The organism is Geomicrobium halophilum, from assembly GCF_014207655.1.
GTDB lineage: Bacteria > Bacillota > Bacilli > Bacillales > Marinococcaceae > Geomicrobium > Geomicrobium halophilum.
On the sequence record NZ_JACHHJ010000001.1, the window covers coordinates 588,364 to 612,910 of the forward strand.

23 protein-coding genes and 4 pseudogenes are annotated in these 24,547 nt (G+C 41.2%); 21 read left to right on the forward strand and 6 right to left on the reverse strand.

All coding sequences use genetic code 11. The features are described from left to right. The first annotated feature begins 29 nt into the window (after positions 1-29). The 15 genes and pseudogenes from HNR44_RS02880 (at position 30) to HNR44_RS02940 (ending at position 14,339) form a co-directional block, all read left to right on the forward strand. The gene (locus tag HNR44_RS02880; RefSeq protein ID WP_184402605.1) at positions 30-2,243 is read left to right on the forward strand and encodes a dihydroxy-acid dehydratase domain-containing protein; all 2,214 of its coding nucleotides are present in this window, start codon (positions 30-32) and stop codon (positions 2,241-2,243) included. A gap of 185 nt (positions 2,244-2,428) precedes the next feature. After that, on the forward strand, positions 2,429-3,190 hold the full coding sequence (locus HNR44_RS02885) for an IclR family transcriptional regulator (RefSeq protein ID WP_184402606.1): 762 nt from the start codon (positions 2,429-2,431) through the stop codon (positions 3,188-3,190). 24 nt (positions 3,191-3,214) lie between these two features. Continuing rightward, the gene (locus HNR44_RS02890; RefSeq protein WP_184402607.1) at positions 3,215-4,114 is read left to right on the forward strand and encodes a fumarylacetoacetate hydrolase family protein; all 900 of its coding nucleotides are present in this window, start codon (positions 3,215-3,217) and stop codon (positions 4,112-4,114) included. Positions 4,115-4,190: 76 nt separating this feature from the next. After that, positions 4,191-5,642, forward strand: a complete 1,452-nt coding sequence (locus HNR44_RS02895) for an aldehyde dehydrogenase family protein (RefSeq protein WP_184402608.1) — start codon at positions 4,191-4,193, stop codon at positions 5,640-5,642. Between the two features lie 90 nt (positions 5,643-5,732). Beyond that, positions 5,733-6,881 carry a galactonate dehydratase gene (dgoD, locus tag HNR44_RS02900; RefSeq protein ID WP_184402609.1) on the forward strand — a complete coding sequence of 383 codons (1,149 nt, stop codon included), beginning with the start codon at positions 5,733-5,735 and terminating at the stop codon, positions 6,879-6,881. A gap of 116 nt (positions 6,882-6,997) precedes the next feature. Further along, positions 6,998-7,189, forward strand: coding sequence for a hypothetical protein (locus tag HNR44_RS17570; RefSeq protein ID WP_246406950.1), 192 nt, complete (start codon positions 6,998-7,000; stop codon positions 7,187-7,189). A gap of 154 nt (positions 7,190-7,343) precedes the next feature. Then, positions 7,344-7,929, forward strand: a pseudogene (locus HNR44_RS17575) (enolase C-terminal domain-like protein). A 376-nt stretch (positions 7,930-8,305) separates the two neighbouring features. Then, entirely contained in the window at positions 8,306-8,824 is a 519-nt protein-coding gene (locus HNR44_RS02910; RefSeq protein ID WP_184402610.1) for a TRAP transporter small permease, read from the forward strand. After that, a complete protein-coding gene (locus HNR44_RS02915) occupies positions 8,821-10,104 on the forward strand; it encodes a TRAP transporter large permease (RefSeq protein WP_184402611.1) in 1,284 nt (427 codons plus the stop codon). The genes HNR44_RS02910 and HNR44_RS02915 overlap by 4 nt, the downstream gene beginning before the upstream one ends. Before the next feature lie 132 nt (positions 10,105-10,236). Continuing rightward, positions 10,237-11,262, forward strand: a complete 1,026-nt coding sequence (locus tag HNR44_RS02920; RefSeq protein ID WP_184402612.1) for a TRAP transporter substrate-binding protein — start codon at positions 10,237-10,239, stop codon at positions 11,260-11,262. 229 nt (positions 11,263-11,491) lie between these two features. After that, positions 11,492-11,788, forward strand: coding sequence for an alcohol dehydrogenase catalytic domain-containing protein (locus HNR44_RS17580; RefSeq protein WP_246406953.1), 297 nt, complete (start codon positions 11,492-11,494; stop codon positions 11,786-11,788). A gap of 909 nt (positions 11,789-12,697) precedes the next feature. Then, entirely contained in the window at positions 12,698-12,898 is a 201-nt protein-coding gene (locus HNR44_RS17585) for an SDR family oxidoreductase (RefSeq protein ID WP_246406956.1), read from the forward strand. Next, positions 12,849-13,197, forward strand: a pseudogene (locus HNR44_RS17985) (SDR family oxidoreductase); the annotation flags it as partial. The gene HNR44_RS17585 and the pseudogene HNR44_RS17985, both read left to right, overlap by 50 nt. Before the next feature lie 39 nt (positions 13,198-13,236). Continuing rightward, positions 13,237-13,380 (forward strand): hypothetical protein, encoded by a 144-nt coding sequence (locus tag HNR44_RS02935; RefSeq protein ID WP_184402613.1) that lies wholly within the window; start codon positions 13,237-13,239, stop codon positions 13,378-13,380. A gap of 5 nt (positions 13,381-13,385) precedes the next feature. Then, entirely contained in the window at positions 13,386-14,339 is a 954-nt protein-coding gene (locus tag HNR44_RS02940) for a pyridoxal phosphate-dependent aminotransferase (RefSeq protein ID WP_343069416.1), read from the forward strand. 89 nt (positions 14,340-14,428) lie between these two features. On the opposite strand, the gene HNR44_RS02945 is transcribed toward HNR44_RS02940, so the two are convergent. The 6 genes from HNR44_RS02945 to HNR44_RS02970 all read right to left on the reverse strand — a co-directional run bounded on the left by HNR44_RS02945 (position 14,429) and on the right by HNR44_RS02970 (position 19,412). Beyond that, complete coding sequence (locus HNR44_RS02945; RefSeq protein WP_184402615.1) at positions 14,429-15,595, reverse strand: iron-containing alcohol dehydrogenase family protein; 1,167 nt, start codon at positions 15,593-15,595, stop codon at positions 14,429-14,431. 45 nt (positions 15,596-15,640) lie between these two features. Continuing rightward, positions 15,641-16,090 (reverse strand): RraA family protein, encoded by a 450-nt coding sequence (locus HNR44_RS02950; RefSeq protein ID WP_281381367.1) that lies wholly within the window; start codon positions 16,088-16,090, stop codon positions 15,641-15,643. Positions 16,091-16,117: 27 nt separating this feature from the next. Further along, positions 16,118-16,285 (reverse strand): hypothetical protein, encoded by a 168-nt coding sequence (locus HNR44_RS02955; protein WP_184402617.1) that lies wholly within the window; start codon positions 16,283-16,285, stop codon positions 16,118-16,120. Between the two features lie 133 nt (positions 16,286-16,418). Next, the gene (locus HNR44_RS02960) at positions 16,419-17,498 is read right to left on the reverse strand and encodes a TRAP transporter substrate-binding protein (protein WP_343069342.1); all 1,080 of its coding nucleotides are present in this window, start codon (positions 17,496-17,498) and stop codon (positions 16,419-16,421) included. A gap of 154 nt (positions 17,499-17,652) precedes the next feature. Then, a complete protein-coding gene (locus tag HNR44_RS02965; protein ID WP_184402618.1) occupies positions 17,653-18,597 on the reverse strand; it encodes a U32 family peptidase in 945 nt (314 codons plus the stop codon). Between the two features lie 47 nt (positions 18,598-18,644). Further along, on the reverse strand, positions 18,645-19,412 hold the full coding sequence (locus HNR44_RS02970) for an IclR family transcriptional regulator (RefSeq protein ID WP_184402619.1): 768 nt from the start codon (positions 19,410-19,412) through the stop codon (positions 18,645-18,647). 213 nt (positions 19,413-19,625) lie between these two features. Here HNR44_RS02970 and HNR44_RS02975 point away from each other — a divergent pair, with 213 nt between their 5' ends. From HNR44_RS02975 to pdxA, 6 genes and pseudogenes are all read left to right on the forward strand, one after another. Then, complete coding sequence (locus HNR44_RS02975) at positions 19,626-19,778, forward strand: hypothetical protein (protein WP_184402620.1); 153 nt, start codon at positions 19,626-19,628, stop codon at positions 19,776-19,778. A 267-nt stretch (positions 19,779-20,045) separates the two neighbouring features. Further along, a pseudogene (locus HNR44_RS17990) lies at positions 20,046-20,504 on the forward strand (DUF1670 domain-containing protein). A gap of 110 nt (positions 20,505-20,614) precedes the next feature. Further along, positions 20,615-21,006: pseudogene (gene tnpA / locus HNR44_RS02990) on the forward strand (IS200/IS605 family transposase). Between the two features lie 411 nt (positions 21,007-21,417). Continuing rightward, complete coding sequence (locus HNR44_RS02995; protein WP_184402622.1) at positions 21,418-22,188, forward strand: DeoR/GlpR family DNA-binding transcription regulator; 771 nt, start codon at positions 21,418-21,420, stop codon at positions 22,186-22,188. Between the two features lie 4 nt (positions 22,189-22,192). Beyond that, positions 22,193-23,479, forward strand: coding sequence for a four-carbon acid sugar kinase family protein (locus HNR44_RS03000; RefSeq protein ID WP_184402623.1), 1,287 nt, complete (start codon positions 22,193-22,195; stop codon positions 23,477-23,479). An 18-nt stretch (positions 23,480-23,497) separates the two neighbouring features. Next, positions 23,498-24,505, forward strand: coding sequence for a 4-hydroxythreonine-4-phosphate dehydrogenase PdxA (gene pdxA, locus HNR44_RS03005; protein ID WP_281381341.1), 1,008 nt, complete (start codon positions 23,498-23,500; stop codon positions 24,503-24,505). The last annotated feature ends 42 nt before the right edge of the window (positions 24,506-24,547 follow it).

Sequence of the window (24,547 nt, forward strand, 5' to 3'; positions counted from 1 at the left end):
GGTATTAAAATGAAAAGGAGTGGTGTTTTATGAGCAAATTTCCTTTGATTGAAAATGCATATAACCCTTATAGGGATAACGTACAGGGAAAAGCGAATGAGCCCATTACAGTTGCGGGATTGTTAGATCGCTCCAAGCAAACCCTCGGCCAATACTATGATGGGGATGCCCCTGATTGGACATTGGAAGAGATTTACGATCGACTTGAAAAAAATGCTCCTCGAATTGCTATTATTGGTGGTTCTTCTGATCATCCTGCACATATTATGGATTTTCAAACATCATCAAGAGCGGCGATTCGTATTTGGCAAAATGGAGGAGTTCCGTTTTATTTCTCTACCCCTGTTATGTGTGATGGTACAGCGCAAAGTAATCAAGGTATGAGTTATTCACTGCAAAGCCGAAATGCGGTCGCGCAAATGATCGTAAATCAACTTGAAGCCCACAATTATCATGCAGCCTTTGTAATTCAAGGGTGTGATAAACAGCCACTTGGTGTCGTTAGCGGGCTGGCTCACTTGGATCGATTGCGACAAGAGCGAGGAGAAGCACCGTTTCCTGCCACATTTGCTCCGGCTCATGTTCTCCAAGGGGGAACAATCCCCGAGCCGCTATGGAATGAACTGGAGGATATCACGGATCGGGCGAAGAATCAAGGACTTCCTGATGTCGCGGATGATTTGCATGATGCTATGTCATACATTCTTCAATGCTCTTCTAACACTTCATTTCAAGGTGTTTTTGAAAGAGCGGTGGCACATGAAGTGATTAGTGAAGAAGAACACAAGTATTTTGAAAAACAACTGGCGGTGAACACGTGCGATGGCCAAGGTGGCGTTTGTGCCTTTAATGGAACCGGTAATAGTTCTCGCCACATTGTTGCCGGCTTTGGACTAGTGCATCCTTCATTGGAACTATTAACAGACGCTCCCTCTCAACAAGCAATCAATGAAGCCATTGATCAGTTTTCAGTCATGTTAAATAAAGAAGAGTATGGGGTTTCTAAACTTGTTGCCGCTAATATCAGAAATGGCATTCGGATCCATAGTGCTTCCGGTGGATCAACTAATCTGATGATGCATATTGTGGCGGCAATGCTATACGGGGGCTATCGTTTTACCCTTGAAGACCTTGATAAACTTCATCACGAAACACCCGTTCCGGATTTATTTAATTATAGTCTTACGGAAGATAGGGATATTTATCAACTAGCGATGCAGTGTTGTGATAGTTCAAGCCGTGGGATGGAAAGTTTGTTCTATGAGTTGTTGCAAAATGGGGTGCCGATGGATGTAAATGCTCTGACCGTAGAAGGACGGACATGGGCTGAGCGTTTAGGGAATAAGACGGCACTTTCTGCTGAGAATGTAAAGGAAAATCGCGTTATTCTCTCGAAACCAAAAAGAGCTTTCAGTGGTGTAGATGTTTTACGAGGGAACTTCTTTGAAAGCGCAGTGGTAAAAATCAGTGGAATGCCAACCCCTCACCTCGATATGTTTGATAAAAAAGTTGCGCAGGTTTTATATTTTGAAAACGAAGATGAAGCCAATAAACAACTATTAAATGACAATCTTATTGAAGATCTAAAAGAAAGAAACGTCTTTAATCGAGATCACCTCCTCGTTCAGTTACGGGAAAATCATCCTGAGTCATTTTCTGAATGGAAAGACCAAAGCTATTCCATGATTTTTGACCATATGGTTGAGGTGGACGCGCTGAAAATTGCAGTGGTAATCGCCGGGCAGGGGCCGGAAGCGTTTGGGATGCCGGAAATGTTCACCCCAATGCAGCATATTAACACGAATCGCAAAATGAAGCGATTAGCCACAATCATTAGTGACGGCCGATATTCAGGCGTGACACTCGGAGCAGCGATTGGCCATATGACACCTGAAGCCCACAATGACGGAGCCATTCTCTATTTACAAACCGGTGATCTACTTTATCTATCATTAAGGGAAAAACGTATTGATTATATGGATGCCGGCTACCATGAAGACTTGAAGATTAGTGATGATTTTAGTAAGGTCCGGAGACAACGGGAAGTATTGGCTGAAACTCGGCGTAAAAGCATGAGCAAACGACAAAAGAGAATCGCAGCCTCAAACCGAATGCCTTATCATTCTGATGCTTCGAAAGGTGTTGTCCCTTATGAGATTTTGGATGAGGCATCAGATGATTATAAGCCATTGCTTACAATTTCAGCACTTACAAGTGAAGATCAAGACTTTGTGATACAGTAAACTTTGTGAAAAGAATTGCGATATATGTTAAGTTCAAATTTGAAGGAACTATAGGAAAAGAGTGTGCGTTAAGTGTCTGGCACAATGGTTAGTAAAAGCATGAAAATCCTCGAACCTCTTACCTATAGCCTTAATAGGAACTACAAAGAATGGACTCGACCGGTAAGAGTAAAAGGAGGAACAGCATGCCTATCATTCAATCAGTAGATCGAGCAATGAAGATTCTGGATCTCTTTGATGAACATGAAACAGAACTCAAAATTACTGATATTAGCGAGCGTTTATCGCTTCATAAAAGCACCACGCACTCTCTGTTGAAAACTTTGGAAAAGCATGATTATATTGAACAGAACCCGGAAAACGGAAAATATCGCTTGGCACTTAAACTGTTTGAACGAGGAAACATCGTCATATATAGCCGGGATATACGTACTGTGGCAAGGGAGTATTTGCTTCAATTGTCAAAGGAGTCGGGACACACGGTTCATTTGGTTATACAGGATGGTAAGGAAGGGATTTATATAGATAAAGTGGAAAGTGCGTCCGCTACCGTTTTCTATTCACGAATTGGAAGGCGTGTGCCATTGCATTGTAGCGGGGTTGGTAAAGTACTCGTTTCCTTCCAATCAGATACTGAGATAGAATCTTTGCTGAGTTCCTATGAGTTTGTCAGACGAACAGAAAACACCATTACCGATCGGGGAACCTTCATGAAGGAGATCCAACAGATTAGAGACCAAGGTTTTGCTGAAGACAAGCAAGAAAATGAACCTGGTATTCATTGTGTGGCCATCCCTGTTTTTGATTATACCGAAAAGGTTATCGCTGCCATCAGTATTTCGATGTCAGCCATGCGGATTTCTGAAGCGGAAGTTACTCGATTTGTAAAACTTTTAAAAGAAGCAAGCGGAGAATTATCACAAAAGTTGGGTTATGGCTATATATAAATTAAATACTACGGGAGTTGTGTTATGAATATATTTTGTTACGAAAATGAAGAAAGACAAAAAACATTAGCTGTTTTAACGGATGAAAATGACTGTTATCATCTTCCCTACGAAAATTGGAATGAACTAATAGCAGAAGCTGAAAAGCAAGATATATCTCCGTCTAGCCTTGTTCAGCAATCTATTAATAATGGGGAAAAGCTTTCAGATCCTTTTGATTCATTACAGTTGCTAGTACCGGTCGAAGCACCCGAAGTATGGGCAGCGGGAGTCACCTACCAAAGAAGTCGTGAGGCAAGAAATTATGAAGCTACAGAAGGGGAATTGGATAGCGGGACCTTTTATGACAAAGTGTATGATGCTGAGCGGCCTGAAATTTTTCTTAAATCTACAGCTGCTCGTACGGTAGGTCCAGATAGTCCTGTATGTATTCGCTCTGATTCCAACTGGCAAGTGCCTGAACCTGAATTAGGGCTAGTACTCACCTCGGTCGGAAATATTGTCGGGTATACGATAGGGAACGACATGAGTTGCCGGGATATTGAAGGGGAGAATCCATTGTACTTGCCTCAAGCAAAGGTATGGAAAAAATCGTGTTCCATCGGCCCAGTCATTAGACTGGCTGACACAGTCGTTGACCCATACGATTTGGAAATTCGATGCACAGTTTTTCGAAATGAATCGCCAATTTTTGATGGAGATGGAAAGGTGGGTCAACTGAAGCGAAGTTTGGAAGAACTCGTTCAATATTTGGTGAGGGACAACGATGTTTATGATGGAACTGTCTTGCTCACCGGTACGAACATTGTTCCTCCAAATGATTTCACGTTACAGCAAGGGGATCGGATTGAAATCGAAATTTCAGGGATTGGAACATTGCGCAATACGGTTGAACAAGTAACCGGAAAAACAGTTGCATCTTAATAATGTGAAAAGCTCTACCAAAAGATCGGGTAGAGTTTAAATACAAACATTTATATTTTACTAGGAGGATTAACTAATGTCAGTTACATCTCAAGTTTACGAAGCTTATAGTGTTATTAATGGGAACCAACAGGATGGAGAAGCAACAACGATTTACAACCCTTCAAATCTATCCGAACAAGTAGGTGTTTACCATGAGGTTTCTAATAGTGCCGTTGCAGAAGCTGTTGAAGCAGCAAAACAGGCGCAACGAGAGTGGGCCTCTCTTTCCGGATTGAAAAAAGGGGCTACATTAGAAAATATGGCGATCAAATTAGAAGAAAACAAAGATGAAATCGCTACATTAGCCAGCTCTGAAATGGGGAAACCGATCAAGGAAATGAAAGGAGAAGTGGCCAGGGGTATCCAATTATTACGCTACTATGCTGCAGAAGGCAGTCGCTCTGATGGAGATGTCATTCCGGCTGCAAATCCTCAAGTTCACCAGTATTCAAAACGAGTACCACTCGGCGTTGTTGGGGTCATTACACCTTGGAATTTCCCCGTAGCTATTCCCATTTGGAAAATGGCTCCTGCATTAATTTGTGGAAACGCTATTGTTTGGAAGCCTGCCAAACAGGCTGCACTCACAGCATCCAAGTTAATGGATGTTTTCCAAGAGGTATTACCATCCGGTCTAATCAATATGTTGATTGGATCCGGGAGTCAAGTAGGAAATACACTCCTTGAAAAAGCTAACATTGATGCCCTTAGCTTTACAGGATCGACGGAGACGGGCATGCATGCTGCGGCGATTTGTGCATCGCGCAATATTAAATATCAGACAGAAATGGGCGGTAAAAATGTGGCTGTAGTGCTTGATGATGCGGATCTTGATCAAACCGTATCGGCCATCCTCAGTGGATCCTTTACATCCGCCGGTCAAAAATGTACGGCTAGCAGCCGAATTGTAGGGGATAAGAAAATTATGCCGGCCTTAAAAGACAAACTGAAGACAGCCGTGGCGGATCTACGCGTCGGAGAGGCGCTTGACGAAAAAGCTTTCCTTGGCCCAGTATCTTCAAAAGACCAATATGAAAAGATTAATGGGTACGTTTCATTAGCCAAAAAAGAAGCGAATGTGGTGGCTGAAGCGAAAACCATTGCCAGTGATTATGATGGGTATTATATTCAACCACTCATTGTCGATGGCGTGGATGCTAATCACACGTTAGCCCAGGAGGAAGTGTTCGGACCGTTTGCGGTTTTATTGGAAGCTCAAAGTTTTGACGAGGCTATTGAGATTGCTAACAATACCGATTACGGTTTGAGTGCATCTATTTTCACCAATGATTTGAGCCGCTCACATCAGTTTTTGGAACGTTCAGAGGCCGGGATGGTACGTGTGAATCTCGAAACTGCAGGGGTCGAGTATCAGGCACCTTTCGGGGGCATGAAAATGTCCAGTTCTCATACTAGGGAACAAGGACAGGCGGCTTTGGAATTCTACAGTGAGACCAAGACATGTGCTATCAGACACAGTTTTTAATTTATTAAACGGATCGAAATGAGCTTGTTGGTTCTTTGAAAATATCAAAGGACCAACAAGCATAACTTTTACATAAGGAAGGGAAAATTCATGAAAATCATAAATTATAGATTATATGAAGTCCCACCAAGATGGTTATTTTTAAAATTGGAAACTGATGAAGGTATTGTTGGTTGGGGAGAGCCCATATTAGAAGGAAAAAGCAAGACTGTAGAAATGGCAGTCAAAGAATTGATGGAACTCCTCATCGGTAAGAATCCACTGCATATTGAGGAACATTGGAACGTTATGTATCGCGGCGGGTTTTATCGTGGCGGGCCGATATTAATGAGTGCTATCTCCGGAATAGACCAAGCACTGTGGGATATTAAAGGGAAATATTATAAGGCACCTATACATGAGTTGCTTGGTGGGGCAACCAGAGACAAGATTAAAGTGTATTCCTGGATTGGCGGAGATCGTCCTGAGGATGTGGCGCAAGCGGCAGCGGCTGCTTTTTCCAATGGTTTTCAGGCTGTGAAAATGAACGGAACGGAAGAAATGCAGTATATTGATTCCCACGACAAAGTGGTAAAGGCCATAGAAAGAATAGCCTCTATAAGAGAAAAGGTAGGTTGGAAAATAGGTATTGGTGTTGACTTTCACGGACGTGTACATAAACCAATGGCTAAGGTACTTGTCAAAGAACTAGAATATTTTAAGCCAATGTTTATTGAAGAACCTGTTTTACCAGAACATAATGAAGCTCTGAGAGATATCTCCAACCATACGGTTACTCCCATTGCTACAGGTGAAAGAATGTACAGCCGTTGGGATTTTAAACCGTTGCTCATTGACGGGTATGTAGACATTATTCAGCCTAATTTATCACATGCCGGCGGAATTACTGAAAGTAAGAAAATCATGTCTATGGCAGAGACGTTCGATGTTGCGGCTGCTCCTCATTGTCCACTGGGGCCTATTGCACTGGCATCATGCCTGCAAGTAGATGCTACCTGTCATAATGCTTTTATACAGGAGCAGAGTATGGGTATTCACTATAATATGCAAAATGATATCCAAGATTATGTGAAGGATGTAAGCGTATTTCAATTTGAGAACGGTTTTGCTAATATTCCGGGGCAACCTGGGTTGGGTATTGAAATTGACGAGGCAGTTGTACAGGAAAGAGCTGAGAATGGTCATAACTGGAAAAATCCAATTTGGCAGCATGAAGACGGCACAATTGCGGAGTGGTAACGTATTGAGGCGACACTGCGTGCTAGTCTTGATTAGTATCCCGGGTCGACAAAAAGCGTTTTTGGAATCTCTTAAACAATACGGAATAATCGGCAGAAATAAAGGAGCCTATAATAATGGCAGGTGCTAGAAACATTGTAGAAGTATTAACTGAGTATTACCGTGTTCCTTTGCCCGAACCAATAGGAGATGCCAAGCATAGGGTGCATACTCATTTTGAATTACCTATTGTAAAAATTATTTTAGAAGACGGTTCCGAGGAGGTGGGTTATACTTATACAGGCGGTGTTGGTGGTCTAGCTATCTAAAAAAGCAGATGAACCACTATGGACACTCCTTGGAGGATCAGGTAATTCAACTAAATGTTATGCAGGAGGCATTGATCTTAATTTTTCATTATACAAATTATTAAATAATGTTCAAAACTACCTTGATCAAGGGTTTCAAGCAGTAAAAATTAAATTGGGACAGGATAAGTTAGATGAAGATTTAGAACGTGTTGAAGCCGTTCGAAAAAAATCGGGAAAGATGTAGCTTTTATGGTTGATGCGAATATGAAATGGACAGTCGAAACTGTTATTAAAGTAGCCAAAGAGTTAAATAAATTTAATGTCTTATGGCTGGAAGAGCCTACAATTCCGGATGATTACGATGGCTATGGACGAATTTCAAAAGAAGGTGGTCTCGCTATAGCCGCTGGTGAAAACCTTCATACCATTTATGAATTTCAAAACATGATATCACGGGAAATATTGTCCCTCAACCAGATGCTTCTAATATAGGAGGAATTACTGGCTTTCTGAAAGTTTCTCATTTTGTATTTGCAAATAATTTACCGATTTGTACGCATGGGATGCAAGAGCTCCATGTCAGTTTAATGTCAGCTATGCCACATGCATCATATTTAGAATTTCACAGTTTTCCGATAGATCAGTATATAACGAGAGCATTAGCTATTAAGAATGGCCGCGCTGTGGCTCCAGATACAACTAGGAGAGGTGCTGAATTTGATTGGAACCTTTTAAGTCCATTTAGATCATCTTTTTAATTTCCAATAACTTGTCCTCCTCATTACCCTCATCCTGTCGATATTTCGAAAGGTCCGTGATGGCAACTGAATAAGTTGGGGATAACTTGTTCGGTACATCTTGTTAGATATAAATTCAACAAAAGAATAGATTAGAATACAGTTAGACGGATTAATTTGACAAAATCGATAATTGAGTATTGATTTATTAAAGCGGCTTCATAAATATTTATTTACAAATTTTACTAAAGATTTTCTATTAGATAGATGTTAAAGGAGTAGTATTTTCTGTGTAATCAACAATCAGATTTTAGATTTTGAAGTACCGAAAAAAGTATTTATTTTCTGAATAGTTGCACATAAACTCAGTTTTATATTATAGAAAAGGGGTGTGAAAATGGGTACTGTTGGGCGGATTCTTAATGGCTTATTAAATTGGACTATATCGATCTTTTTTATAACAATGGTTATTCTAGTGTTTTTTAATGTGGTCTTACGCTATGGATTTAGTTCTGGCATTACTTGGTCCGAAGAGATGGGCAGATACTTATTTGTATGGATTGTTTTCCTGGGAGCGATTGTTGCTTACAAGGATAAAGCGCATTTAGGAGTAGACATCGTAATTGGTGCGCTACCCCGTGGGCCACAAAAAGTTTTATATACTATTAATAATCTTATCGTTATTGCAACACTGGGATTGTTTATATACGGCGGTGTACAGATGTTCGAAATCGCTTCTAATAACCATGGACCTGCAACCGGTATACCTTTATCATTCTTGTATTCGGCAGGATTAATTTCAGCTATTACGATGCTTATTCTTGCTATTATTCAAACAATTGAATTCGTAGTATTTAACAAGAATGCCCCTCCTTGGGCGAAACCATTAAATGACGAAGGAGACGACGAGGCATGATCTGGATATTTTTAGGTGTTTTGTTTTTCTTTCTTTTCCTGGGTGTTCCTGTAGCATTCTCGTTGTTATTGAGTGCGATTGCAATGACGATTGTTCTAGGTATTTTTGATCCGCAAATTATTACACAGAATCTCGTTAATGGTGCAAATAATTTCCCATTGATGGCGATACCTTTCTTCATTTTAGCGGGAGAAATAATGAATGCTGGCGGGATTTCGAGGCGAGTCGTTCACTTTGCTTCCACTTTGGTAGGGCATATTAGAGGAGGATTAGGTTACGTAGCGATACTAGCCGGCGTCATGTTTGCAGGTCTTTCCGGTTCTGCAGTTGCAGATGCAGCTGCGTTGGGTGCAATTATTATCCCAATGATGGCTGCACAGGGATATGATATAAAAAAATCCTCAGGGCTTGTGGGGTCTTCGGGGATTATTGCTACTGTTATTCCTCCGAGTATTCCTCTCATCTTGTTTGGGGTTATAGGCGGAGTGTCAGTTACTCAATTATTCATGGCAGGGATTGTTCCAGGTTTGCTAATGGGCATTGGTTTAATGATTGCATGGTATATTGTCGCTAGAAAAGGCAACTTTGAATCCATGGAGAAATCGACCGGTAAGGAAAGGATGAAAGCATTCTATCAAGCAATTTGGGCGTTGTTATTACCGGTCATTATCATTGTAGGTTTGAGAGGTGGGATATTTACACCAACGGAAGCAGCTGTAGTGGTCGCTGTCTATGCCTTCATTTTAAGCTTTACAGTTTATAAAGGCGACTTGGCGTTTAAAGAAGTTCCTAACATCTTGGTGAACGCTGCCAAAACCACTGGTATCGTAATGTTTCTAGCGGCATGTGCATTGGTGACTTCATGGGTGATTACTGTAGCTCAAATACCTACAGAACTCGTGACTACAATATCGGGTATCACTGAAGATCCAATGCTGATGTTATTGATAATTATGGGCTTTCTCCTATTAGTAGGACTTGTCATGGACATGACACCAGCGGTACTTATTTTCACTCCAGTGTTGTTGCCAGTAATTGAAATGGCTGGTATTGACCCGGTATATTTCGGAATTTTGATGGTCATGAACTTATCCATTGGTCTTATTACCCCTCCTGTTGGTACTGTGCTATTTGTTGTAAGTGGTATAAGTAAGCTCAGTTTACTTGATATTACAAAAGGAATTTGGCCATTTTGGCTCGTTTATATAATCCTTATAGTTATTTTTGTGATATTCCCAGAGCTGATTACTACACCATTAGAATGGTTATATGATGGGTAGATTAAAGGAAGCTTTGAAAGAAAAAATTCATTCTGGGGGGAGAAGGTGTAATTATGTGAGAAGATGAAACCTTTATCAGACAAGCTTCGGTGAATAAATGAAAGACTATTTATATTAAAGGGAGGCATTTCAATGTTAAGGAAATGGTTGAGCTACGGTATGGTCGTGTCAATGGTGGGATTGGTCGCTTGCGGAGAAGGGGAGGAAAGTGCTAGTTCCGAAGTAGGTGGTGAAGGGGAACAGACAATAAAAGTGGCACATTATTTCGCTCAAGACCATCCTCAGAATGTTGCTTTAAATGAAAAATTTAAACCCCTAGTAGAAGAAAATTCTAATGGTAGTCTAACTGTAGAAATTTATCCGGACAGCCAACTGGGTGCAGAGGAAGAGTTTTATGCAGGCGTGCAATCAGGGACTACCGAAATGGGGGTTCCTGGAATGATTATGCAAGATGAAGTAGAAAAGATTGCAGTTGCGGAATGGCCTTTTCTCTTTGAAGATTATGATCATGTACAGAATGTCCTAAATGGAGAAATAGGAGATGAATTAACCGAGGATTTAGAAGACATTCATGGCGTAAAGGCACTATCATGGAGTGCAAATGGGTTTAGGATGCTCTCCTCTAACCAGACGATAGAAAGTATGGAAGATTTAAATGGTTTACGTGTGCGTACTCCAAATATCCCTAATTATATAGAACTTTGGGAACGGATGGGCACAACTGTTTCGCCCCTTCCTATTGATGAGATTTTTACTAGTTTGGAACAGGGAGTTGTTGACGCGCAAGAGAACCCTGTAGCATCTGTTCGTGCCTCTGGTTGGTATGAAGTACAGTCCGATATTCTCGAATCAAGGCATATGTTTAGCCCCAATATGTATGTAATCAATGCACAATTTTATGATGGGCTAAGTGAAGAGGAGCAACAAATTGTTGAAGAAGCAGCTATTGAATCTGCTGAATACCAATTTGAATTGATGGAAAACAGTTATGAAGAAGACAAGGAGTATTTGGAAAGCGAGGGGGTAAATTTCACGAACCCGAGCGAAGAATTTCAGGAACAGATGATTGATGCAGCGGAGCCGATGTATGAAGATTTTTATGCAGAGTTCGATTGGGCAGAAGACATAGTACAAAGGATTGAGGAAGAAGCTGAGTGATAGAATAGCCAGTATTATAAACGCTTTATATTTATTATATTTTACAGGTGTGGTGACAGACGAATAATTTTGGAAAAGGCTTGTTCATTGGTTAGTGCAGTTTCCATGTGAATGTATGAATCCACTTTAGGCAAGCCTCCTTCCATTTTTTTAATGCTCTAATACTAAAGAAAACGAGGCCCTATTTAAACCATACTACTCAGCAGAAGATACCAGGGGGAGGGGCGAAATGAAAGCAGGTCTTTATTTTTCAGAAAGAAATGTTGTGGTTAGCGAGATATATAAACCGAAATTGAGTGATGGTGAAGCGTTAATTAGAGTCTCTTATGCCGGGATCGGCGGTACCGATATGATGATCTATCCCGGTAAACATCCCACAGGGCGCAAGAATCTCTGGTTATGGGGCATGAATTTAGCAACTATGTTGAAGAGCTCAGCTGGGAATCTTCATTTTCTATTGGTTGATAGTGTTGTCATTGAACCAACGCTTAGTTGCAGACACTGTGAGGCCTGTGCAGCAGGCTAAAATCATGTATGTAAATCGCTTAGACTCATAGGTATTGATAGAAATGGTGGATTTGCGGAGTATGTCGCTGTACCATTAAATCGGTTGCATGTAATTCCACCCGACTTGGATGGTTCGGCGGCAGCATTTGCAGAACCTTTAGCTGTGGCCGTTCATACCATCACGGAGGTCACGATTAAAAGTGGGGATCATGCTGTAATATTGGGGGCAGGGGCCTATTGGGCTATTAATCGGCTTAATGGCCAAACAGGCAGGTGCGAGTCAAGTTTTTATTTCTGAAATCAGTCCCTACGTTTAAGAAAAGCTAAAAAATTCGGGTTACAAGCGTTAAATGCCAAAGATGTTGATGTTACCCAAGAAGTGTTGCATTTTACAAAAGGTATTGGTGCAAATATTGTTTTTGAAGTGGCTAGGGTCCAGAGCACAACGGATCAAATGGTTGATTTAGTGAGCATCAAGGTGAGGTAGTTGTAGTCAGTCTTTATAAACAGGCACCGACCGTTGATCTAGCAAAAATGCACTTTAAGGAAAATACACTTACGACCACACGGTGCTTATAGCAGTAGTGACTTTAAAGTGGTTGTTGAGATGATGAGTAGTGGTCAGTTTGACATTTTCTCTATAATTTCGCATCAACTATCTATACAGGAAATTGAAAGAGGATTTTCATTTATGGAAAACCCTGATGAAACGCTGAAAGTACTATTTAAATATTAATAACAGGAGTTGTCGTATGACGTTAAAACTTTTTGATTTCTCAATGGAAAAGTTGCAGCGATAACAGGTTGAACGAGAGGGATCGTACGATCAATGGCTGTTGCGTAAGCCCGTGCAGGCTGATATTGCTTTGTTGCAGCGTAATTCAGAGCAACTCAATGTGAAAGAAGATATTGAAAATATCGGTGTTGCATGGAAATCATTCCATGTGATCTGGAAGATGACACTCAAGTGAAAGCAGCAATCCCAGCGGTCGTATCTACGTTTGAAAAAATAGATATATTGGTCAATAAAGGCGGTATACAACGGAGGTCACCATCGGTTGATTTTCGGAGAGGAATAGGGAAAAATTATCAATGTCGCCTCACTGATTTCCTTCCAAGGTGGGATTAAAGTCCCGGCATATGCCGCGTCAAAGGGAGGCGTTGCCAATTGACTAAGGCTCTCTCGAACAATGGGCACAAGACAATGTTCAAGTAAACGCGATTGTCCCGGGCTATGTTGCAACAGACATGAATGTTGACCTAGTTCAAGATGAAAACCGAAATCGTCAAATACTGGAACGGATTCCGGCTGGACGCTGGGGAGATCCTGATGATTTTCAAGGAACTGTCGTTTTTCTTGCTTCAGAGGCCTCGAATTATATAAATGGCCATTTGTTGGCCGTTGACGGTGGGTGGTTGGGGAGATAAACCAATCCTGTATTTCTCCTTTGGGACGGTGTCGAAAAATTGAAAACCTTTGCGAAAAGCCGAGAAAACATTCAAATGAACAGCATTCGTGACATTATGAATATCGCGGAAGAGATGTCAGACGTGATCCCATTGCAAATCGGAGAACCGGCTGTACAGACCCCCGGCCATATAAAACGATAAAAGCCATCGAGGACGGGTTTACGCTCTATACAGAAAATGCTGGAATGGCCTCTGTTAGAGAAGCAATATCCAGAAGAATGAAACGGGATTACAATGTTAACGTACCGATTAACAGAATTTTGGTTTCGGCAGGAGCAGTATCTGCGCTTAATCTGGCACTATTATCAATCGTTGAGATTGGTGAAGGAGTGCTTTTACCTGATCCGGCTTATCCGAACTATGAATCTTTAATCAGGATGCAAGGGGCGATACCTGTTTTTTATCGGACGAAAGCGGAAAATGACTTTTTACCTGATGTTTCGGATATTGAAAAGCGAATAACACCTTTTACAAAAGAAATCATTATTAATTCACCGAGTAATCCTACAGGAGCTGTATTCACAGAAGAGAAGTCGCAACAAATCCTGCAACTCGCGAAGGAACATGAGCTGTATATTATTTCTGACGAACTTTATGATGAACTCATCTACGAAGGCAAGCACATTTCTCCATTGTCCGCTGATCCTTCCATGAAAGATCATATCATAAGTATCTTTGGGTTTTCAAAGGTGTACGCGATGACAGGATGGCGGCTTGCTTATGCGATTGTACCGGAAAGATTATGGGGTGTAATGTGTAAATTACAGGAACCTGTCACCACCTGTGCCCCTTCCATTTCTCAAAAAGCGGGTGAAGCAGCTCTCGATGGATCCAAGGACTTTGTAAAAGAAATGCTCGACATTTACAAACAACACAGAGATATTGCTTGTGACCTTCTTAAACAATATCATATGGATTTTATCACACCCAAAGGCTCTTTTTATATTCCGATCGATATTGCATGTACCGGAATGTCAGCCAAGGAGTTCGCGATGGGGCTTTTAATGAAACAAAAAATCGTCGCCGCTCCCTGTGATACATTTGGACCTTCAGGAAAAAGCCTCATTCGCATTTGTTTTGCCGGGGACATTGAGCAGTAAAAGAAGGGATAAAAAGGATGGGTGAGTTTTATCAAAAAAAGTAAATAGCTAGAAAGGACACCCCCATTATGGAGGAATGTACTTTTTTCTTATTGAGTAGTATAATGATGAAATTTACCGGTAAAAGCGGCATCATAGATTCTTTCAACATCTGTTTGATTAACCTCGCGTGCATTAATTGGTATGTTCCCACTTTTGAAAGTGTCTTCTACCATTTGAGGGATTAAGCCTTGATCCACATTCAATTCCTGAAAGGATTTTGGGATACCTAATTGTTCATTCATCTTAATGACTGCTTCAACACCTGCCTGAGCGGTATCAACAGCACTTCCTTGACAATCAACGCCGAATTCTCTGGAAAAAAGCGCGTGCTTTTCCGGTTCTCCAACCAGGTTGAAATTCAAAATGTAGGGAAGTAAAATTGCATTCGCCAAACCATGGGGGACATTTGCGATTCCGCTTACGGGGTGCGACATGGCATGAACCAAACCTAGACGAGAAAGACTAAATGCAATGCCGGCCAGACTGCTGGCATATAGCATTTCACTAAGAGCACCCTTATCCTTGCTGATGGTTGCTTGCTTAATATGCTCGCCTATCATGCGAATGGCTTTTATGGCACATGCATCAGCCAACCAGTTGTCATTCTTATTGGTCAATGCTTCAACAGCATGAGTTAACGAGTCCATGCCGGTCGAGGCGACTAAATGGCTCGGTAGACTAAACAGAAGTTCAGGATCAAGGATGGCTACAGTTGGCATGAGGTGTTCTGAAACAAATGGATATTTGAAATGGTGTTCATCGGTGATCACCGTCACGTTGGTCACTTCAGACCCGGTTCCACAGGTTGTGGGTATTGCGACTAACGGTGGTAGGGGATGATGAATGTTATCGACGCCTGCATAATTCATCACAGGTTCGGTGTTTGTCACCGATAGACCAGCACCCTTGGCAGTATCAATGGAACTGCCGCCGCCAATGGCCAATATTCCATCACATTGTTCATGAATATAAAAGTCGCGAGCTTGGTATATACATTGAACATCCGGATCAGGAATGACTTGGTCAAAAACGGCAAAAGCAACTGCTTCCGCATCCAAATGTTGGATAAACGTATTTAAAATGCCGGAGCTTACAATCCCTTCGTCACAAACAATCATTATTTTTCGGCAGCCTAAATCATGAAACTCATGACCAATGTTCGCACTAAACCCTTCACCAAATTTAATGCGTCCAGGTAGATAGATCGAAGACAAGTACTTTCAACTCCCTCTTTTTCTTGTGAAAAATTTAGTTATTTTTTAAAGTGCGTCATATTTTTTATGTGCTTCGATGATACCCATCCCTTTCTTTAATTCTTCTCTCATTTTATTCTCTGCCTCCACCTTTTGCAAAGCTTTCTCGAACACCTCTTCTCTGTGGGCTTGGGGAATCACGACTATGCCATCAAAATAGGCAAAGACCAAATCACCGTTATGAACCTTGACTCTCCCGCATTCAATCGGAACTTTATAATCAATGACATCTAAGCGACCTTTAGAGTCATAAGGATGAAATCCACTTGTGAAAGTAGGGAATCCCAATTCAATGATAGGTCTGCTATCTCTTGTAAAGCCATCAATCACTACACTTCGGGAGCCTTTTTCTATGGCTACCGTGCTGAGAAGTTCTCCCCAAAAGCTGCTATTAGTAGAACCATTTGTCGTTACAATCATAACATCATCTTTCTCAAGGGCATCTACCGCTTCCAGTTCTTTCTCATACGGGTTCTCAGGCTCTTAATAAACATCCGTAGCGAGGACTGTCAGTGCTCGCCCTACAAATTTAAAAGAGGGGTCAATCGGTCTAATATGATGTTGCATCACTTGGTTTCGTAACCCCATCGAATCTAACGTATCAGCGATGACTCCTGTAAATAATTGCTCTTCCAATTTATTAAAGTTCATTTTAATCTCTCCCTCGTAATAATGAAATTTAAGAAATTAAATGTACAGAACAACAATAGGACTTCCTCTAATTACATGCACATAGAGGAGGAAGATTACTCCTTCCGCAGCTATATGGCGGTCAATATCACTTCTAGTCAGAGGCTTTCTCTACTGCTGACAAGAAATCATCCACGATATCTTCCCCAATAGTGGCTGAATGGTTCTCAATAACTGGCTCAACGGCTTCCTGAAATCTTTCATATTCTTCGTTAGTGATTTCTGAAAATTCCATGCTACTTTGAAGTTCTTCTAAGCTATTTTGGGCTTCATCCCGTGTAATTTCACGATTGTATTCCCGGGTCTCATAAGCGGATTCTGCAATCGCTTCTTGTTGTTCCGGAGTCAATTCATCCCATATTTGTTTACTGAATAAGAAAATGTAAGGTGTATATACATGATTTGTGGCGGAAAGATATTGTTGAACTTCATGATAACCTTCAAGATTAATAATTGGGTAAGGGTTTTCCTGCCCTTCAATCGTCCCCTGTTGTAAACCGGTATACAATTCGTCAAAAGCCATCGGTGTCGGATTGGCCCCCATTTCGGACCAGGAATCCAAATGGATATCCGTTTCCATGGTACGTAGCGTTAGGCCTTCGAGATCATCGATACTTTCTACAGGTCTGACATCGTTTGTTAAATTCCTGAATCCATTTTCCCACCAAGCCAAGCCAACCAGATCCTGATCTTCCAATATGTCTAACATCTGATCACCGAATTCCCCATCCAACACTTCGTCGGCAACTTCTTCGTCAGGGATTACGAATGGCAAGTCAAAAACGCCATATTCAGGAATATTGTTCATTACAGGGGAAGTAGACGTTATTGTAATATCCAAGTCACCGTTTTGCACCATTTCTGTGGCGACAAGGTCAGCGGCGATTTGAGCAGAGTGATAAACTTCAACATTAAAATCATCCGTTTTTTCAGTTAATAATTCTCCAAAATGTATAGCAGAATCATATAGAGGATGTTGATCGTTTATTCCCACACTAATACGTAAGGTTTGTGCATCAGGGTTATCCGCTTCCACTTCTTCAGCATCTAAATTTTCATCCCCACTGGTATCCTCGCTTTCTACATTAACTTCCTCCCCGCTACAAGCCACAGTAAGAGCCAACATTAAGGAAAAAGTTGAAAAGATGGAGAATTGTCTTAAATTATTGTTCACTTTAGAATCTTCCCCTTTCAATAAAATAATATTTTCTTCACACTATAATTCATCTTGAGTCCTCCTTGGTTCCTCTAGTTATTACTCTTGTACTATACCAAGGGGACTCATTTCAGTAACTTCCTAAGGTTTTACACAGCGATCTTCAGTCAATTTACGGGTTATTTGAAAAAACTTTCGGGATTCCTAACCCTTCCGCTCCTTTTTTTGAGGTGATCGCATCGGGAGCATAACGTTGGACCATTTCCGCTCCAATTTTGGCACGATGCACACGCTCTTTTGCGAGTTCCAAATTTTGCGCTTCCAGATGTTTCCCAGACGGATAGACGTCAGGGTGATTCCTTAACCCAAACTTAATGTACACCGGCGATAAAATCCGAATCAATTCTGGAATTTCATAATATCTGAGAAAACCGCCAAAATTGTCCGGAACCTCAACGTATAAATCTATCGGAATATCAATGGTTTCCCGAATAGCAGCAAGTTTCGGCAAGGTAAGTGCCGTGGGGACATTGTATGTGTCCGCTCCGATATCTTGCATCAAGCGAACCGAAACCGGATTAGCAGCCATCATTTGCACCGATACTTTAACAACAAAATCTTGCGGAAGTAGCCCATCCTCCTTCATTTTCTTGGTCATAAGGAGCAGCCCTTCATCGGCGACAAGTGCGCCTCTTAACCCTAATTCAGCGCCGCGACGAAGGTCTTCCATAGCATATAAGAGTTGATCTGCTCCTTCATGACGCAGTGCAATGACTTGACCCGCAGGTGTTAACGGTTGTGCACTCACATCAAAAGTTCCTCGAGGCCCAACAAATAGGCTTAACTCCATTTGATTTTCAGCAGCGAGCTGATTCATTTGTTGGATTTCTTCGTCTGTCAGTAACATAATGCCACTACCTTGAGAGACTCTGTGAATAAGGACATCATGACGCTCAATCTCATCAAGGGTCACCTTTAATGCTTCGGGTCCTTCAACACTTGGAAGTTCAACGCGATACTGTGCCCCGTCCGGAAAACGTTTCCGGGATGAAGGCAATGCATAGCGATCTGTATCCGGATATCCATGATCTCGCAATAATTTTTTCGTCTTTTCCATAAGTCATTTCCCCATTTCTTTAAAAAGTAATAAAAACGCTTACATATTTAAATTTTATCTGCATAACCCGCTTGCTGCGAGAGCCTGCGAGCTAACTGCACAATTTCTGTAGTGGCCTCTTCTCTCTTCGTAGCCCAGCTGGACTTTAACATTGTAAAGCTTATCCCAGCGATGATTTTCCTATTATGGTTCATTACCGGAGCACCAACGCAATAGAAATCGAGCGCTGATTCCTCTGCTTCTGTGATATATCTTTGGTCTTGAGCGGTTTGCAAATTTTCGTAAAGCATGTCCACGGTTGAAAGTGTATACGGCGTTTTTGGCTCTAGGTTATACCGTGGGTACAACATTAAGAGCTCTTCTTTAGAATAGTTCAGAAGTTGTGCTTTGCCCAAGGAAGAAGCGTACGCCGGAAATTTCATTCCAGGATTTGTAATTAGCTGTACACGAGATTCCGATTGCATTTTACCAAGGTAAAGCACATCACCACCTTCCAATATACCGAGTTGCATTGCTTCTTGAACCTTGTTGAATGAATCAGGTGCTTCGCGGTAAAAAGCCTCTACTATGTCAAATTGCCGAAAATAGCTGGAACTCCACTTGGCAATGCCAGGGCCGAGCATATAAGTATCTTCCTTATCCTTACTTAAAAGATTGAGATGTTCTAGCGTGTTCAGCAATGAGTACATTGAGCTTTTATTTACTTCTAATTGTTTGGATAAATCGATCAATCTCAACTCTTGGGGGTGCTCTGAGACAAGGTCAAGAATAAGACTTGCTCTCTCTATGGCGGGTACCCAATATTTCTGTTTCATATTTCACCCCCTCTTGTTAGTTTCTTATAATAAAACAAGTTTATTATTTTAATCGTACCAGTATTTTTGTTAGTGAACAATAATTATAAAAAAATTTCAGATGTTTTCGCCCGAATTGTAAATTTAAATGAGGGCATTTGTCCGCCCAAAATGACGTTCGACACTTCCGGACAAACTTACTAAACTAGTAAGTAAGCAGCGGGAGTTGAGAACATGGGAGGGCAAATAAGATGGAATAAGCCGTTTACAAGCGTCTTGAAACAAAATCAAGAGACAGCCAATTGTTTGAAAACGTTAACGCATCAATTTGAATTTCCCCCCAAGACCGCCGAAGCGTTTATGGAAACAGTGAAAGGGGAAGTATAAACTTCATCGTCGGGATCCTGACCGAGACACAGATCCCGGCCAAGTCAGCCGGTAAGTGATTTGCGAATTGCGGGATGAATTTTACCTGACGCGCCATGAAACAAGCTTTGGCAATCTGACATGGATCACCGCCTCCTCCAGTAAGAATGAAAAACCGAAACCCGATAAAAAAATTGAAAAGCCCAACGCATCGAGACTTCCCACTGGTGACGGAAAACGACCTCAAAAGTAGCGATACAAGCACGCACGAAACGGGATCAAACAAAAATTTTCCGGTTAATTAATAACGCTTTTGAACAAGGCGGGCTGCTCACGCTCGAAGATCTTTCCGTCATGGTCAATCGATCGGTGCTCACCCTCTCCAAACGCATTCAAGAATATCAAGAGGAGGAGCATCAGATCATCCTTCCGCTCAAGGGCAACCATATATATAGGACCCTGGATTGACGCACAAGAAAATCATTAGTGAGCTCTATGAACAACGTGCCGCCCCCTGATATCGCGAAACGCACGCATCACAGCCTGAAGGCTGTGGAACGGTACATCAAGGATTACGACAAGGTTAAGTTCCTTGTCCGGAGAAACATCGATCAAGACGATATCATCCACCTCACAGGGCGTGGAATGAAGGTTATTGAGCAGTATATTGAGATTTTGAAGAGACATCATCCCAGCCTATTTGCGGACAAATGTCCAGAATGTAAAACTTACACTTTTAAGTTATAGAAGCGAGTTCTACCTCCACCTTCTTTAGACGGTATAAGCTTTTAGCCTTGCTTTTGAATGACTGAGGTGAGAGTGGACGGTTACAAGGATGTAGTCATGCGGTCTATGATATCAAATATCATGTTATATGGGTCACGAAGTATAGATATCCTGTGTTACGTGGTGACTTTGCCCGGCGAGTAGGTGAACTTCTCCGACAAGGATGTGAAGCAAGGGGAATCACGATATTGCAAGGGAGTGTAGGCAAAGACCATCTACACCTATTATTATCGTGTCCACCAAGTATTGCTCCGAGTAAAATCATGCGGTACCTGAAAGGGAGATCATCAAGATTCATCCAAGATGAAGGTCTTGAGCTGAAGAAAAAATATTGGTGTCAGCCCTTGTGGGCAAGAGGTGATTTTTGCGCTACAGTAGGTATGTCACGGAAGAAATCATCAGAAACTATATAGAGCATCCATCGAGCGACAAAAGGAACGACATATTCCGAATCGACGATTGAGTTCCAGTTTAATTGAGTATGCTTCAGCTTAGGATCTTCAGCAGACTTCAGTCTGAAGGGTCAGTCGCGGACATTTATGGTCGTTTAAGCTTCTCATATGTCGGAGCTAGAAACACAGGTAAACTTTTAAATCTCTCATTACTATAACGACCCATCTTTTAATACCTGACTGATAAATATATCCTCGTCTGTTAATTCGCGAGTATCGGATCGCTTCTAACAGTTTCGAGGATATTTCTTTTGATTTTTTTAGCTTTTTAAGTAAGGCTCTCTGATTTTCCCCATTTACCTCATCTAACAATTTCTCACGAGAAGTAATGTAACTTTTAAACATATAGTATTGACAAAATGATACATTTAAACAATAATGTCTTTAACGATGTTAATAATAAACGTTTTGTGAGGCGAACAATGCAAGCGAAAATAAGACAACAAAGGATTATAGATGAAACCATAAATAAGCAAAGAGTTGAGATCGAACAATTATCATCTGAGCTAAATGTGTCCACAATGACTATCCGCCGGGATCTTACCGAGCTTGAAAAACAGGGGTATTTAATTCGTGTCCATGGTGGAGCAGTAGCTGCGGAAAGTTTGGTTGCTGAGACTCCCTATTTCAATAAGGCTTCACATCATTTGCAGGAAAAGAAGGCGATTGCAAAAGAAGTGCTTCAAATCCTTCCTGAGAATTCGCGAATATTGTTAGATTCTGGAACTACTACATTAGAGATCATTCGTTTACTCAAACATCGTGAAGATATAACTGTTCTCACAAATGATATTAAGTTGGCAGTAGAATGTCTGGAGGGACCCTTAAAGATTATTCTCACAGGCGGGGAACTTCAAAAAGGAATTGGATCTTGTACAGGTCCTAGCGCAGAAAAATTGCTCTCATCGGTGCATGTAGATTTATTTTTTCTTGGTGCTCATGCGATTGATCCTGAAGGAGGTATAACTGCGCCTACATTAGAAAAGGCAAACATTAAACGTGTAATGATGAGAGCGGCGGAAAGAACCATTCTTGTTGCCGACTCCACAAAGTTCAGCAAAAAATCTTTCGCCCGTGTTTGTGGTCTTGAGGAAATTAGTCAAGGATATACCGATGCCAAATTGCCGGAACATGATCGGGATATGTTTAACAAATACATGCCTATAAAATATATCTCAACGGAGGTATCTTGATTCGATGGACATTGCAGTAATTGCAGACGATTTAACAGGGGCTAACGCCTGTGGTGTGCGTCTTGCGGAATTAGGGGTTCGAACCATGACAAAGTTTCATTGGTCCAACCATCAGCATTACACGAACGATACCGAAGCAACCATCATTGATACGAATAGTCGCTACCTTGCCGAAACGGCTGCTAAGGAACGATTGCGAAGTGTTATCGATGAATATAGACATATCGGCGTTCGGGATTTCGCAAAGCGAATTGACAGTACCATGCGAGGGAATGTTGGAGCGGAAGCGGAGGAGTGGATCCGTGCTTTTAATAATGAAACGATTGCGGTCATTGTTCCTTCTTTTCCAGATTCGAACAGAACTATGATTGGCGGTTATCTATTAGTTGACGGCATATTGCTTCAACAGACAAATTTATCAAAAGATCCTTTAACACCGATGACCAAATCCTATGTTCCAGATCTAGTTAGAGCAAAAACAACTCTTCCCGTAGCACATATTGCTCTCAAAGAAGTTGAGCAGAATGTCAGTGACTTAAAAAATTGTTTCCATCAATGCATCGCTGATGGATTTAGGATTCTTGTTGTTGATGCAATCACAAACGACCATATAGAAAAAATTGCTACAGTTATGGTTGCATCAAAATACCGGATGAACCCTTTTGATCCCGGCCCGTTAACGACGGCCTATATGAACAGGAAAATGAAAAACTTGAACCGGGATGATAAAATCATCATTTCTATTGGAAGTGCCAACGAACTGGCAGAACAGCAAACGCAATATTTCATTGAACGACGCAATGTTTCTCCTATAATTGTGGATCCAGAAAAGTTCATTGATCCAACAAAAAGCATGGAAGAGATTAGTAAAACCATAAAAAAAGCTTCCGATCATTTGGAACAAGAGAACATCGTGTTAATAACGACCATTAAACCCAATCAGAAAAGGCTGAACTTTAGACAATTAGAGGAAGAATTGGACACTTCAGTCAACAGTATCGCCCAACGAATAACTGAAGGACTTGCAATGATTACAAAAGAAGTCATTCAACAAAATCCGGGGGTGAAAGGATGTTTGACAAGTGGTGGTGATGTGACAGCATCACTTTGCTCTTTTACTAATGCAAATGGAATTGAACTACTGGAAGAGATCAACCCATTAGTAGCCTATGGTAAAGTAAATGGCGGCGATCTTAATGGTATAAAAATCATGACAAAGGGGGGATCAGCTGGCAATCAAAATACCCTTGACTATTGTATACGTGCACTTGAAACGCGAATCATAAATTAATTCTAGGAGGTTTTAACTTTGAGTAAACCAGTCATTGCCATCCCTATGGGGGATGCTTCCGGAATTGGTCCGGAAATTGTAGCGAAATCAGTTGCAGAGGACGAAATACAAAAGCTTTGTTATCCATTAGTTATTGGAAATAAGAATGTGATGGAACAAGCGATTGCTCAAACGAGTGCTGATCTTTCTATAATGACCATTGCACACCCGGAAGAGATACAAGACCAATCGGATACATTATATTTAATCCATATGGATAACATTGATATTGAACAGCTCCAGAAAGGTGAAGTACAAGCTCAATGCGGTCAGGCAGCTTTTGATTATATCGATAAAGCTGTTGATTTAACAAAAGAAGAAAGAACAGCGGCGCTGGCTACCCCCCCTATTAATAAAGAGGCATTAAAGGCTGCGAGAGTGCCTTACATTGGTCATACGGAAATGCTTGGCGCAATGGCAGGAATCGACGACCCTTTGACCATGTTTGAAGTCCATGATTTGCGTATTTTCTTTTTAACCCGTCATGTTTCTATACGAGAGGCGATTAATCAAATGACCAGTGATCGTGTCTACGATTACCTTGTTCGCTGTGATCGAGCTTTGCAACATTTAGGCATTGAAAATAGAAAAATAGCGGTTGCCGGTTTAAACCCGCATAGCGGAGAAAATGGTCTTTTCGGTACAGAAGAGATTGATGAAATCAATCCGGGAATTCAACGGGCGAAAAAGGCGGGAATTGTAGTGGAAGGTCCTGTGCCTGCAGATTCTGTCTTTTATCAGGCTTTAAATGGTAAATATGATGCCGTCCTTTCTTTATATCATGATCAAGGGCATATAGCAGCGAAAATGACCGATTTTGAAAAAACCATTTCAGTTACCAATGGCTTACCATTTCTTAGAACTTCAGTTGATCATGGTACAGCTTTTGATATTGCCGGTACTGGGAAAGCCAGTGCAGTCAGCATGAAGGAGTGTATTAAGCTTGCAGCACAGTACGCTCCCTATTTTATAACGAATCAAAAGTAAAGTTCTACAATATCAAAAAAATTCATTAAAAATTGACCCTTA